We start from the raw sequence: 13,605 nt of genomic DNA, 5'->3' as shown, positions 1-13,605 counted from the left end.
AGTACTAAAGGAAAGCAAAAATTATTAAAGAAATTAATAGTCTACCTTAGGATTGCTCTTAACAGGTTAAAAGCTTTTACAAACAAATTTTAGCAAACAATGTCTTCCCCCTCTTTTTTTATGACAGTTTTTTGATTGGAATGAAAGCCAATAGAATTAATTATTGAAATATACAAAAAATCTTAATATAAACAATATTTTACAGCGCTTCTTCTATAACGTAAATATTCATTTTAATTTATTTTCCACATAACAAAATATTCTACTTGAGAAATTATTGTTCCGTGGAAATTTTTTCTTTTTCACCAAATGGAAGAAGAATCCTGACTGTTAGCGCTTTTCGTATTACTCAAACCTGATAACAAGCATGCGTTCTCCGTCAAGTGTACTTCAGCAAAAGTACTAAATCCTGGAGTGTCACCTGTATGCCTCCCAATCGGAACACAGGTTGGAAGCTTAGTTTCATCCTTATAAATAAAAAAATAGGGGGAGCCTATCGTGACAGACTCCTCCTAAAATACAACTCTCGTATACATATCGGAAATGAATTTATTTTACTAATAGTGAATATTCACCATTTTTATCATCAAATTTATACACATTCAGATAATATTTCCCTGGTTTCGCTACGAATTTTCCCTTTATAGTATTTCCTTCATCTTCACCACAAGCTACATAATTTTGCATATCTGATTCATGATAAAGTACCCATGTCATCCCAATATTTTGTTCATTTACCACAGAAATCTCTACTTCTTTTGGATCTGTAACATTAAACGTATAAACATCTGTTTGATCAGGAGTAACCAGATTTCCTTTTACAAGCGTATTAAACGGGAGTATCTTCTCTTCTTCAAGGGACCCGCCTGTTTGCGGATCTTGTTTTACAGTAACTTTTGTCTGTTCTATACTTTCTTTTCCTCTACTATCTTTCACAGTTAGTTCCACAGTATATGTTCCTTTTTCTCCATATATGTGGGTAGGATTCGCTTTTGTACTTGTTATACCATCCCCAAAGTTCCATAGATAAGAAATAACTTTTCCATTTTCACTTGTTGTACCATTGCTATGGAATTGAATTTCTTCATTTACTATCCCGCTGTATGGTCCATTCATATTTACTATAGTAGTCGTTTTTTCTTTTTCCTCTGTCGCAACACCATGGAAAACAATATCATATTCAAATTGATTAGCTGCATTCACACGATAGTTTACAAAATAGGATGTAACTGTTTTATAACCGCTCCACCCTTTTTGGGATAACTGCTCTAAAGTTTGATTTACTTGTTTACTCATCGTTTTCCAATCTTCAGACTCACCTTTTGATATCCCACCAACGTACGTGCCTTCCACGCTAAATGTGTTAAAGAATTGCGACTCATGTTTTGTAATTTTTGCATCTTTTATATTTGCTACATCTACAATTTCGTTTTTCACTTCAGCTAACGGCTTTGGTGCGTGTTGAATTAAATAATCATTTGTTACTTGAGGTACATTATATTTATCTTGATTATCAGTCAACTGCTGCATATATGCTTGATATTCTGCATTCAATTGTGTATTCAATTGTGTATTTTTGCTTAATAATTCACGATACGCATCATAATTTTTCACATCGTTTGCACGGATTAAATCTTGAAGCTTATCAAATGTATCAAATTGATGATTATACAAATAAGACTGTAGTGCAAAGGAATACTTATAAAAGTCCCAAGATCCATATTTGGCGAACAAAGTTAACGGCTTGCTGGATCAGATGATAAGCCACTTATTATACTTTTACGTGGAACAACATTGTTTGTACGTGTAGATCCTGCAAAAAATTCTGCATTCCCTTCTTGGAACCAAGTTAACCGTTCATTTTGATACATTTCTCCGCTTCCAAATAAACCAGGAACCTCATATCTTCCTTGTAAATAATGAGTGAATTCATGACGGAACAACTCTTCTAAACTATAAATACTCTGCTTTGGCGTACGCTCATATGTAAAGAAAGTCCCCTTCTCTTCAATATAAATTCCACCGTTGTTTGTTTCATATCCATATAATTGTCTATTTAATTGATATTCATCTGGATTATTATAAATTACTATTGTTAGTACATCATCAGCATTACCCGGTTCTAGTGCTTTATCATTTCCAATTACACGGTGATATTGTGCTTTTACTTCCTTGGCTGCCCAATATAATCTCTTAATTTTTTCTTCTGTTACTTTATCTCCCGTCTTAAAGACAATAGATCCGTCATCAAATATAATTTTTTTCAAATACGTAGAAATATGGTTTAACCAGTAATCAATGATCAGATCTTCTTAACTTAAGTAAACCTAAATCTATTTGTCTCCATACAGAAAGAGATAAATAGTTTTGTTCCTATTCATGAAATAGTACAATATATGCAAAATTACATATCTAATTAATTGCTTTTAATGTTATATTTTAATAGCGATGAATGCTATTATTTCATAAGTTGTCAACAAGCGTTATGTATGTATGAGAAAAAGGAAGGAGCCAAATAGGCCCCTTCCTTTTTCTACTAATTAACTAAATTACTCTCTGGTAAAAATTTAAATAGTAATGCTCATTTACAGGCGTCTCATTATGCATTAAACATGCTAACTTAGCTTGCTGTCGGAAAAAATAAAAACGATAGCATTAAGTTATTAAGAGACAAAAATTCATCAACACGAAGACAGATTTGTCTTGGCTAGATAAATTTGGTGATAAATACAGGAAGTAACTCTTACGATTCAATGATTCTTTTTCCTGCCTTCTACCCTTGCCACTTCTGTTTCATGACTTGTAAATAGAGATCTTCAAACTCGTTAAAATGGACGCGAAAAACACCTAATGTATCGATATAAGCAGAAATCATATCTTTTTCATTAAAATGGATACCTTCCTGTGCTAAGTCATAGCTATCATTAAGGCTGTATAAATCAAAATATTCTTCTTCCCAATACAGGCCTCTATTTACTAGTAATCGAGTAGAGCAAGTAATAGCTTGTTTAATATTCCATTTCTGAGCTACTAACTTTTCATTTAAGACTGAAAGAAGGATGTTTACCGAGGGGTTTTCATCAACTATGCGGCTATATGACAGTAAAGCCGATTCTATATATATCAGCTTTGCTTTAGACATTAAAGATATCTCCATAATTTCATATGGCGGGTGATCATTTGCTTCAATCAACCTATCGCACCATGAAATAACCTCCTCTCTATTCCAAAGTCCGCAGCCTAGTCCTAATGCATACAAGTGGGCTAAAGTTTGATAAGATTTCAATATGGTTCACCTTCAATTTAACTGTATAGTGGTATTGCATTCATTTTGGAAATAATCACGCTTAGTAATAAATATAATAAGCTGCCCAAACGGACAGCTTATTTGCATTAAAAACGCTACACATGAACTTTTTCTTTTTTTCGACGCACAAGCCACCAAACTAAAGATAGCAGTACTAGGGGAAACGGAAATATCTGAATAAACAAAAATACTTCCCAAAAATCGTGCATCGTACTACCAGGGGAATCTGTTGCCATCCCGCCAATAAAAAAAGACAATGGAATGACAAGTATATTTATACCTAAGCTAATCATTAGGAATGATAGATTTTTCTTCCAGATTACTGGTAATGCAGCCACGATTAATAAAACCAATGCAGTACCCAGTATAAGAAACAGTGCTCCAAATAAAAATACAAAGTATAAAATAGCATTGATTAAAGGTTCCACAATAGCCCTCCTAAGGATTCATTCTATAGAAACACTCATGTTATTTAGAAAGTCAGGATGCTATACCTCTTAGTTGTCTTTCAATTTCTTCATCGCTATAGTCTTCATTTATCTGCTTAGAATACTTAATCTACTTGCTTATATTCTGGACTGCGTTAGGACATATGTTTCTATTGTACAACCAGCTAGCAAGAAACCCACACTTATCCCTGCTAATACGGTACCTTTAAAGGCTCTGTTCATATTCATTTGCCCCTTTTATCTTTTCGTATTTTTTCTCCATCCATAGACAGTCCATTATGAACGTTTTCATTATAAGTATTGTCTGCTCCTTACTATCTGTTTCGGCCCTGATTCTTCTCGTTTACCGTTTCAGTATTACGCTTCAATTCGCATTATCATCACATAAAAAGGACATACCTATTCATATATATACCTTTATTATTTTATATTGAAATAAATAATGGTTCAAAGTTATTTTGTGAAAATTATACAAAAATTAATAATTCATCAATTACCCAACAATAGATAATATGGATAAAGAAAAAATACTAGAGAATATCACATTGTAGTAGTCTCTAGTATCTTTTCATAGTATTTTAGCGGCTATGCAATACGGAGGGATAAAAAAGGACCTCTTACGGAAAGATAAGAGGTCATCAAAAAGATAAAAATGTTGTATTTGAAACACGCGAGTTTCTAATTCACATCATAACACAATATATTTGTATATTCAATATATACATTAAAGATAAGGAATATTACATCATTGAAGATTACGGTGAACCAGGAGATAGTGTTGAAAATGAACCTACTTTGCGCAACATTTTCCCGAAAAAGTATGCGGATGTCGCACCTGCTAAGACATTTTGAATAATCTTTGCAGCTGCTACATCAACGGGTAATTTATTGTATTTCCAATCTAGAGAATCAATTGTCCAATCCCATACTTTTAAAACTAGTGAAATAGATCTTTTTAATTACATACTTAATTTATTTTTTAATGTCCAATATTTTTCTCCATTAGCTTCAAAAGAGAATTCTACCCATCCATTCGGATCTTCACGATAAATAAAGATGGTTGTTCCAGGAGTTACTGTACCAACTTTATTCTCCTCGACAGCTACATCTGGTCTACTTTTAATTTTTAATTTAAATGGATAAGGTACCTGATAGTAAGTAGCTGATGATACAACATTTGAGCTTGAACCGCCTGCATACATTTTATATGGAATTTCATTAGATAACGCGTCGACATCTAATGTTTCAGGATTCTTTGGTAATTTTTTTGCATATGTATAGTCTTCTACACGAAACGGTTTAATACGTTCCATAATACCCGCAATTTTCTTAGCCCAGCCTTTATCTGATGCATATTTCACGTTCATGCCAGTTAATGTTGACCCGTTATAATACATACCACTTTCTTCTAAATATCTTTCTCGTACATAATTAGCGTTATAAGCAATGCTATCGCCGTAGCTTGGTAAATATTTCGCATATTTAAACGGGTCTCCATCATATGCACGTAGACCGAATAAATTATGTTTTTGATATGCAATTTCTGATTTTCCGTATCCAGATTCTAAAATCGCATGCGCCGCTAAATAATGAGCACTCACGCCATATTGATTTTGCGCATTGATAAAATCTTGTCCATGTCCAACTAAGGGACTATCTGAATGATATTTTGCAATAAAACTATCAATCTCTTGAGCTGTAATTTTCGAAGCCACTGTTAAATTTAAATCTTCATATGAGGTAGCAGTAGTAATCTCTTTTTCATCGTTTAAATTTTGTTGTAACATATCTGTTTTTGCAGTAAGTTGAGCAGCTTCAGCACGTGTTATAAATCTATTTGGTTGCCAACCGTTCTCGGTACCATTAGAGATTTTTAAATCTATTAAAATATTGGCATATTTTTCTCCCCAATGCCCTTTTAAATCTTCAAATCTAACCTGATCATTATGATTTGGTGTGCTTTGTAGTTTATATGCATTTACTAGCATCGTAGCCATAGCAGCGCGAGTTACTTTTCCGGATGGATTGAAGATTCCATTACCTTCACCTTTAACAATCCCAGCTTTTTCAGCAGCAGCAATATAAGGAGTAGCCCAGTGATTTTGTGAATCTGTAAAAGATGGTTTTGCATTAGGGTCAATTTGTATCCCTAAAACTTTTGTCATAATCTTTGTAGCCGAAGCTCTGTCTAAGGAATCATTTGAACCAAAAGTTCCATCTGGATAACCATTTAATACCTGTTTATCAACTAAATAGTTAACGGATTTATCAGCCCATGTAGGAACATCAGGGAATTTATGAGTATCTGCTAAAATATTAGAAGAATAGGATAATATAACTCCTGCAAGGATACCTGTTGCAATTAATTTATGCTTCATTAAAATAAACACCTCTACCATTGTATTTATCAAATTGAAATTTTCTATTTTTATATTTACATGTTTGTAATAATAATAAAATCGTATTATCACGCATTCAATTTAATGTAACGAGTATAGTTACTTATATACACAAGTGTCAATGAATTTCTTTTACAAAAATGCATAATTTTTACATTATTTTGTAATTGAATTATGTATAAATTTTGTAAAGGACCTTTTGATAGATTTTACCTGAATAAATCTCTTTATTTGTTAATTTGCCAATCTTTCTTGTTTACTATTAATCAATTAAAAAAAGAATTTTTTTTGTTTAAGAGCTACTTTAAAATCTTAAGTTGATGGATGTGTGAACGTACCGCTACTAAAATTCTTGCTTTTAAATCATTATTACTGTATTATATTTACGTATCAATATAAGGATTATATTATATAAAAAGGAATCAAATCTATAAGTAAGATTTAAATCCTTTTCGAAATCAAAAAGACTTTGTCAAAATCTAATATAATTTATGCTTGTCTTTTTAATATGTATTTAGTAAAAACATATTTTTTATCCATAGAATTCTGTTTTCAATGATAGGAATTAGTGTTCTAAACAAGAAACCGTACAAAGTGATCTGAAAAACCTGAGAGATATTGTATGTAGTTTGCTCATCTCCAGGTACTACAATAAAAGAGCCTTACCTTTCTAGGCAAGACTCTACTAGTTTAGTTGTATACTATTTACATGATAACTAAGAAACAGAAAACATATAACACCAAATAACAGCACCCTATTACTCCTCCTACAGCTAATACCTGTTTTACCCAACTCTTAAATTTTTGATTACTGTAAATCGCTTGCACTCTTTCCATATTTCCTCCTATTAAGCAGAACCCTTAAAGACTCTCACCTCGCTATAGTACCATTAAAAAATGAATAATAGAGATCTAATGTATAAATATGCAATATTGCATACGAAAATGTATTGTTATAATTGTAAGCGCTTACTATAATAAGGTTATAAAGATTTATTACATCTTAATACGAAAAAGAGGAGAGAATAATATGGAAATCGCAATGGCAGTTTTAAAATTTATAGGTGGAGCAATCCCATTAATTCAAGAACTACTAAAAGCATTTATGTAAATTCACTATTTAGCAATTATTTATAAAAATTATTATACAAATGATCTGTATATCAAAAATGAATTGGTTTACAGATCATTTGCGTGATCAAGGTCCCTTTAACATGACTAATGGGCCTTTTTAAAATTTTTAAATAATTAAGGTTACGTCACATCACCATCAAGTTAGCAAAATAAAACGAAACTTTAACTTGATTGTGATGGGGTAACAGTTGTGATTTAGAGATAAGATCGGATTATACAAAGTTTTGCACGTCAGCGATACCGGAAATAAACTTCGCCTTTAGTAGCAAGAATCCCCAATAAAGATAGTCAACTTGCCTATTTAGGAATAAGAGTGTCAATTTAAATAATGCATTCTGAAACACTACTCTTCTTCTAAAATAGCGTAATAATATTCATCCCACCATTCATTCCCATGTGGTATACACTTCCTGAAATAGCCTTCTCTTCTCATTCCAATCTTCTCCATTACTCGATATGATGGGGTATTTTGTGGCTGACATGTAGCTATAATCCTATGTAATTTCATTTCCTTAAAGCCATATTCCAATGTAGCTTGTGCTGCTTCAGAAGCATATCCTTTATTGAAATATTTAGGATTGAACACCCAACCAATCTCATATGTATGCTCACCAAAATATTTATGAAAAACTATATGACCAATCAGAATATCTTTATGAATTAATACTACAGGAAAGTTCTTAGCGTTTTCACCAATGTTTTCATTCACAAAGTTTCTTGTATTTTCTTCAGTAAAAACCCCTTCAGGTATGTATTTCATAACATTGATATCTGATGTATACTCATGAACAGCTTGCCAATCTTTGAACTCAAATTTCCGTATTAATAATCTTTCTGTTTTTATAAACATTTACTTTTCCCCCTCAAAAAATTGCAACTATATTTTAAATCCACATTTAACCCTTAAAACAAAAAGAACTTGTAGGACTCTCTACAAGTTCTTTTTGTTTTAAGGTGAATATACGAGCCAAACAAACTATCTTACAGATTGACTGTAGAAACTTTAGGGGTAATGCTTTGACAAATATATTATATAACAAATATTAACATCCACAGGATTTATTTTTGAAAATTATGTGAATTAAGAAAGGAAGTAGTTTTTTCTTAGCTATTATTATTATTAACTGACGGTATCATTATATTTTATTCTGCAACTTATTTAGAAGAGCTATGTACATTTCGAAGAAGTTCTTCAATAAGTTTTGTTTTTTCATTTACCTTTGTGGCATATGTGAAATCACCATAACAATATGGATACCTAAAATTATTTTTATTTCCACCACAAGTATACATCGCTGGATTTTGATCAACTTTCATCTTAGAAAACTTTTTGGCTGAATCCTCCGAGTGTTGTTTAACTTCTTGACTAGCAACAAAATCAATATAACCTGGCCCCATATTATAGCTTTGAATAATTGTATCCATGCTAACATCCTTGTCCGTTCCATATTTGTACATTTTAGCAAAGTGTTTTACCCCTTGTTCAATGCTCAAGCTTGTCTCTTGAATTTCATTTGGCTTTAATCCAAGTGATTCAGATGACTGCATAGGATCGTTTCCCTCACCTCTACTCTCTTGATACATAATTCCTAATAAAATTGGTGTTTTCTCTCCTAAATTATATTTTTCTAATTCTTTTTTTAAGGTAGACTCATATTGCAATACACGTTTTTCGGTGGCTTGCGCTTTATTTTGTTGAATATTGGTTTTATGATTAAAATATAGCATTCCAAGTATTATTACTAAGCCTAAAATACTAATAAGGAACACTTTTATAATTTGTTTTTTACTTGTATCCTTCATATATTCCTCCTCGTATAAAAAATTAAATTTTTCAAAGGTAATTGGTTATTTACAAACTATGTAATGAACATCTATCTCCCGCCCTTTTTAGACTCAAACATCAATACTTTAAGGTTTTAAGTTTAATATAAAAATTTAAAGATAAGGTAAAGATAAGATAAAGATAAAATAAAGGGTATTTTTTAGCGTACTTTAAAAGATATTGCTACAAAGGGATATATGGGACAACTTGTTGATATGAATGGATTTAGTGATAATTGAAAGGTTATTGTACAAGTTATTAATTATGGAGACATCATTCCAGAAGATTTAATCCATCTTTTCAATATGCTTTATATAAAAACCACAACATAACATATAATAAAAAACGGCGAACCCTCCACCTAGGAGAATCCACCATCACAAATAACTGATTATTTCACACCTAGTTTTTTTGCTTTCTTAGGGATCCCGTCTTCCAGCACTTCCTCTCAAGCTGTTACACCTGGAATATAATGTGATTGCATTTGAAACAGGGCTTTGGGAAGCAGCAGCTGTTCAGCAAAATTTTGATAACTCAACCGCTACAGAAGCGATGAAACAATCCTTATACTCTGTATGGAAAACTGAGGAACTTGAACAATTATTTACCTATATGAAAGAACAAAAAGAAAAAGGAAAGCCACTCACATTAGCTGATTTTGATATGAATTTGTTTTATAGATCTTCATTCCGCTCTTATGCAAAAGAATGGTTGCAAAAAGTAAATCCTGAAGTAAAGAGTGAATTTGATACAGCAGTGTCAGAGTTGATTGAACTGGATAGGTATTACAATAAAAATAAAACATATCCCTATGATCGGTTTAAAATGGAGATACAGCCCGTAATTAACAAGTTTGAAAAGTTTAGAATGTTTATTCAGAATCATAAATCTGAATTGATTCAAGTTACACCACATCCTACGTATGATGTGAAAGTCAGAGGTGGCATCTCCTCACCTAACCTGACAGACTATTCTTTTTATATCCGAGATCAAAAAATGGCACAAAACTTCGCATGGCTAACTGAAATGCAGTATGGAAACAAACTGGCCCCCTTTAACAAGTAATAATTTGTTCTGCACCCATGTTGATAATTCTTCTGGTAATCGGAATGTAACGGAACCATGTTGCTCTTTTATAATGACATAGGGATTGCGGAATTCTTCTTGAATGCCGATTCCAATCACTTGATACAATTTCCTGCACTGACTCGGAAACAATATATTTGGAATGTCTAATGATTCAATTTCATGAAAAGAATGACGGAATCTCACATCCATTGCAAATACCATCACACCAACTCCCAGCTATACGTAAAACACAATTAGTATACCGATGAGATCTATGTTGCGTGCAGAAATCCCCGTTTTCTCCCCAGACTTATCTACAAGAATAAAAAAGGAATCACAAGATATGTTCCCTTTTCACTATTTGTTTTCTACACTTTTAATTCCAAGATTTCTAGATGCTGAATAGATCCGCCCCCTGGCAGGTAGACATCTTCCTCCTTCAGCAGGTATACGGAACTTTCCGTTTCTACTAGTGATGGAAGATTGCGCACGCCAAATAATAATACTTTTCCCCTATTGCCCAAATGACGTGGGGTATGCATGGAAATCGTAAGGTTGTTTATGCATGTAATTGTTCCTGTTCTTAAACATTTTCGGGTATCTATTTTTATTATGTTTTGCTTTTGTAGTATTTCTTATTTTTATTGTTTGATTGTTATGACTGGCATTTGCTCGTTTTCGGAAATTTCACTGTAACCAAAATAAAGTAGAAAAAACAATAAAATAATTGTCCAAATAAATATAAACACTTTATAACTATACTTCATATGAAAAACCTCATTTTCCCTATATAAGTGAATGTACATACACCCTATAAATCTAATTACATAAATTATCGGATGTTTTAGTAGTAGAGAATCATTAAGTATTAGGAATTGTTATTCATAAACATATCCAAGAATTCTTCAAAAAAATATCATCTAGGCATTTTAACATTTCATCAAAATGCACAGATGATATTTTGTACGTTTAGCTTGGTAATGCTTTTTATGTAATGAATTCTTATCTCTATTTCGCCTTAATGTTTATATGTACAAGAGTCTGTGTAGCAATTAGACTGTACTTTAAATATGTACTCAATTGTGTGTGGGAAAGGAAGCACATTTTATTTAAAGTGGTTACTTTAAAGCCCTTAATTAGTTGGTAGTCTTCTTCATTCAGACAAAAAGGAAATTTAAAGTGTGCACGTACTTTCAACTCAGACTTTTTACTACACACACTCCTATACACATAACAATATTTATAGTTTTTGTAACATTACGGAAATAACAAGAAATAATACCGAAACATTTATGATATATTGTAACAACTTAGTAATATTACTGTAACATAACGTGTATAATCGCACAATACTTTTTAACTGAAAATCAATAAATTTATGTAAGTACCCATAACATATTACATATTGTTTGTGAAACCTTTTAATGAACAAGTATAAGTGGATGGCGGGAATTGAACCCACATCAGAGGTTCTGGAGGCCCCTGTTTTACCCTTAAATTATACCCCCTCGTGGTCGGAATGACAGGACTTGAACCCGCACATTCAACGGCTACTAGATCCACAATCTAGCAAGTCTAGCATTTCGCCACAAACTCCATAAAAATAGAAAAAGACCACCGAATGTACTCGATTGTCTTTTTGCCATGCATATCTGCACAAGAAGTGTATACTTCAAACCCTTTAATATTTTTAGCTATGAGCATACTTATAAAACTCTAAAAACTATTTGATAATCTTTTAGAATCTAACTTTCTTTTAATACTATTTGCTATTTCTTCAATATTTTCATTTAGAAAGAAATGATTACCTTCAAAAGAATGAAAAGTACACGTTTTACTTGTGTATCGTTCCCATTTTATTACTTGATCATATGTAGTAAATTCATCATTTTCCCCATTAAATATAAGAAAATCAATATCACATGGTTGTGTATTTTTGTCATGAATATACGTCTCAACGATTTTAAAATCTGCTCTTAGAATAGGGAGAAAGATCTCCATTAATTCTTCTGATTGCAGTACCCCAGATGGTGTACCTCCCATTGCAATAACTTCTCTTTTAAATTGCTCATTAGAAAGATTATGTCGGATATTTCTTATTTTACTATTTGGATGATTTCTACCGGACAAAACAAGAAATTCAGGCGATACGTTTTTAGAATCTTTTATTTTTCTGGCTACTTCATAGGCGATCAAACTTCCCATGCTATGCCCGAATAGAATGTAGGGCGAATCATCTATCTGCATAACTATTTTATTGTAGACATCATTTACTGCCTCTTCCATACTTTGGTACAAGTTTTCTTCAATTCTATATCCTCTACCAGCTAACTCTACCGGGACTACCTCAATATATGGATTAAAGTGATTTTTCCATTTTGCGTAACTAAACGCAGATCCCCCAGCATGTGGAAAGCAAAAAAGTTTAGTCTTCTGCATTGATTTTCTCCTTACTTTCAAATTTGTATATAGTTTGGCAAATTGTATAAATGTCTTTAATTATTATCTCTTGAGGAAATTCATCTCTTGTTGCACAAGCAGATAACTTATAATTTGGATCAATGTTATATTGTTTAAAGTAAAAGTTTTTAGGTATATGCTTGTATGAAATTGAAGTTCGTGATTCTTTTTTTATAGAGAATGAATTTAATGGGGTATAAAGCCCTTTTCCAATCGTTTTTATATAGCTTTCTTTTAATGTCCATAAATCATAAAAATAATTAATTTGTTCATCAGAATTCATATTAGATATATCATAAAATTCTTCCGCTGAAAAAAATTCTTTTGCTAATTTAAAAGCCTCTATTTCTGAAACTTTTTCTATATCAATACCCACATTAAAATTAGCAGTAGTACAAACCACCCATTCTCCTGAATGAGACACATTAAAATGAAAGTCAGAAAAGTTTTCAACAAAAGGTTTTCCATACTCATTATATATAAATCTAATTTCTTCATTATTAATTTTATACTTTTGGCAGATTAGAGATCGGATTAGTAAATCCCCTATCAGGGTCCTATTAATGTCGCATGAATTTAATAATCGCTTCATTCGCTCTTTCTTCCCGTTTGAAACCAAGTTACTAAGTTTCTTAAACAAATGACTTTCAATATTCTTTGGTATTTTCACAGCGTGAATTTGTATGATAAATCACGTCCTTTTTTAAAGAATGGCTTCATATATGAACGTTACAGAAACTCAAATTAACTTTATTAAATTGCATATACAATAGAAAAGGTGCATATTTACATATCAATGAAAATATGCACCTTCCCTCAGTAATATCATCAGGCATTCGCTTCTATTACAAAGATTTCTATGTCTCTACCAATTACTTTTTACATTATCCCCTTAAAAAGTAATGCTCTTAATATATTCATTATTCCCTACACTTGATATGCAGGTATTGGTCTCCCCTTTTC

The 13,605-nt window shown here is 31.9% G+C and carries 10 protein-coding genes and 4 pseudogenes; 4 read left to right on the top strand and 10 right to left on the bottom strand.

Annotation, left to right across the window (positions count from 1 at the left end):
• Positions 1 to 549 precede the first annotated feature (549 nt).
• From colA to V7S45_RS12070, 3 genes and pseudogenes are all read right to left on the bottom strand, one after another.
• Positions 550 to 2,252, bottom strand: a pseudogene (colA, locus tag V7S45_RS12080) (collagenase ColA); the annotation flags it as partial.
• 521 nt (positions 2,253 to 2,773) lie between these two features.
• On the bottom strand, positions 2,774 to 3,286 hold the full coding sequence (locus V7S45_RS12075) for a protein kinase (protein WP_342761839.1): 513 nt from the start codon (positions 3,284 to 3,286) through the stop codon (positions 2,774 to 2,776).
• Positions 3,287 to 3,402: 116 nt separating this feature from the next.
• Entirely contained in the window at positions 3,403 to 3,735 is a 333-nt protein-coding gene (locus tag V7S45_RS12070; RefSeq protein ID WP_000433525.1) for a hypothetical protein, read from the bottom strand.
• Positions 3,736 to 4,482: 747 nt separating this feature from the next.
• Between V7S45_RS12070 and V7S45_RS12065 the strand changes: the two are divergent.
• A pseudogene (locus V7S45_RS12065) lies at positions 4,483 to 4,590 on the top strand (peptidase M56); the annotation flags it as partial.
• Here the strand turns inward: V7S45_RS12065 and V7S45_RS12060 are convergent.
• Both V7S45_RS12060 and V7S45_RS12055 read right to left on the bottom strand, forming a co-directional pair.
• Positions 4,578 to 4,691, bottom strand: a pseudogene (locus V7S45_RS12060) (polysaccharide deacetylase); the annotation flags it as partial. The pseudogenes V7S45_RS12065 and V7S45_RS12060 overlap by 13 nt on opposite strands.
• A gap of 24 nt (positions 4,692 to 4,715) precedes the next feature.
• On the bottom strand, positions 4,716 to 6,134 hold the full coding sequence (locus tag V7S45_RS12055; protein WP_074047716.1) for an S-layer homology domain-containing protein: 1,419 nt from the start codon (positions 6,132 to 6,134) through the stop codon (positions 4,716 to 4,718).
• A gap of 946 nt (positions 6,135 to 7,080) precedes the next feature.
• Here V7S45_RS12055 and V7S45_RS12050 point away from each other — a divergent pair.
• The gene (locus tag V7S45_RS12050; RefSeq protein ID WP_001987408.1) at positions 7,081 to 7,266 is read left to right on the top strand and encodes a hypothetical protein; all 186 of its coding nucleotides are present in this window, start codon (positions 7,081 to 7,083) and stop codon (positions 7,264 to 7,266) included.
• Positions 7,267 to 7,632: 366 nt separating this feature from the next.
• Here V7S45_RS12050 and V7S45_RS12045 read toward each other — a convergent pair whose 3' ends face one another.
• The gene (locus V7S45_RS12045) at positions 7,633 to 8,139 is read right to left on the bottom strand and encodes a GNAT family protein (protein ID WP_000470150.1); all 507 of its coding nucleotides are present in this window, start codon (positions 8,137 to 8,139) and stop codon (positions 7,633 to 7,635) included.
• A 305-nt stretch (positions 8,140 to 8,444) separates the two neighbouring features.
• Positions 8,445 to 9,092: a lysozyme family protein gene (locus tag V7S45_RS12040; protein WP_000655735.1), complete on the bottom strand. Its 648-nt coding sequence runs from the start codon at positions 9,090 to 9,092 to the stop codon at positions 8,445 to 8,447.
• Between the two features lie 213 nt (positions 9,093 to 9,305).
• On the opposite strand from V7S45_RS12040, the pseudogene V7S45_RS12035 reads away from it, so the two are divergent.
• Both V7S45_RS12035 and V7S45_RS12030 read left to right on the top strand, forming a co-directional pair.
• Positions 9,306 to 9,428: pseudogene (locus tag V7S45_RS12035) on the top strand (vancomycin resistance histidine kinase VanS); the annotation flags it as partial.
• Between the two features lie 160 nt (positions 9,429 to 9,588).
• A complete protein-coding gene (locus V7S45_RS12030) occupies positions 9,589 to 10,179 on the top strand; it encodes an erythromycin esterase family protein (protein WP_342761838.1) in 591 nt (196 codons plus the stop codon).
• On the opposite strand, the gene V7S45_RS12025 is transcribed toward V7S45_RS12030, so the two are convergent.
• The 3 genes from V7S45_RS12025 to V7S45_RS12015 all read right to left on the bottom strand — a co-directional run bounded on the left by V7S45_RS12025 (position 10,132) and on the right by V7S45_RS12015 (position 13,234).
• Positions 10,132 to 10,404, bottom strand: coding sequence for a hypothetical protein (locus tag V7S45_RS12025; RefSeq protein WP_002164541.1), 273 nt, complete (start codon positions 10,402 to 10,404; stop codon positions 10,132 to 10,134). The genes V7S45_RS12030 and V7S45_RS12025 overlap by 48 nt on opposite strands.
• Positions 10,405 to 11,898: 1,494 nt before the next feature.
• On the bottom strand, positions 11,899 to 12,621 hold the full coding sequence (locus V7S45_RS12020; protein WP_001172947.1) for a thioesterase domain-containing protein: 723 nt from the start codon (positions 12,619 to 12,621) through the stop codon (positions 11,899 to 11,901).
• Positions 12,608 to 13,234 carry a 4'-phosphopantetheinyl transferase superfamily protein gene (locus V7S45_RS12015; RefSeq protein WP_002182762.1) on the bottom strand — a complete coding sequence of 209 codons (627 nt, stop codon included), beginning with the start codon at positions 13,232 to 13,234 and terminating at the stop codon, positions 12,608 to 12,610. The genes V7S45_RS12020 and V7S45_RS12015 overlap by 14 nt, the downstream gene beginning before the upstream one ends.
• Positions 13,235 to 13,605: the final 371 nt, after the last annotated feature.

Source organism: Bacillus sp. BR3(2024) (genome assembly GCF_039134555.1).
Lineage (GTDB): Bacteria > Bacillota > Bacilli > Bacillales > Bacillaceae_G > Bacillus_A > Bacillus_A cereus.
The sequence above is the reverse complement of the archived record's forward strand: the minus strand, read 5'-3'. Positions and strand labels throughout refer to the sequence as shown.

Bases quoted from the DNA above. Each gene is read 5' to 3' on its own strand.
- V7S45_RS12055 (WP_074047716.1), bottom strand. From the start codon at position 6,134: ATGAAGCATAAATTAATTGCAACAGGTATCCTTGCAGGAGTTATATTA.
- V7S45_RS12050 (WP_001987408.1), top strand. From the start codon at position 7,081: ATGCAATATTGCATACGAAAATGTATTGTTATAATTGTAAGCGCTTAC.
- V7S45_RS12045 (WP_000470150.1), bottom strand. From the start codon at position 8,139: ATGTTTATAAAAACAGAAAGATTATTAATACGGAAATTTGAGTTCAAA.
- V7S45_RS12040 (WP_000655735.1), bottom strand. From the start codon at position 9,092: ATGAAGGATACAAGTAAAAAACAAATTATAAAAGTGTTCCTTATTAGT.
- V7S45_RS12025 (WP_002164541.1), bottom strand. From the start codon at position 10,404: ATGGTATTTGCAATGGATGTGAGATTCCGTCATTCTTTTCATGAAATT.
- V7S45_RS12020 (WP_001172947.1), bottom strand. From the start codon at position 12,621: ATGCAGAAGACTAAACTTTTTTGCTTTCCACATGCTGGGGGATCTGCG.
- V7S45_RS12015 (WP_002182762.1), bottom strand. From the start codon at position 13,234: ATGAAGCGATTATTAAATTCATGCGACATTAATAGGACCCTGATAGGG.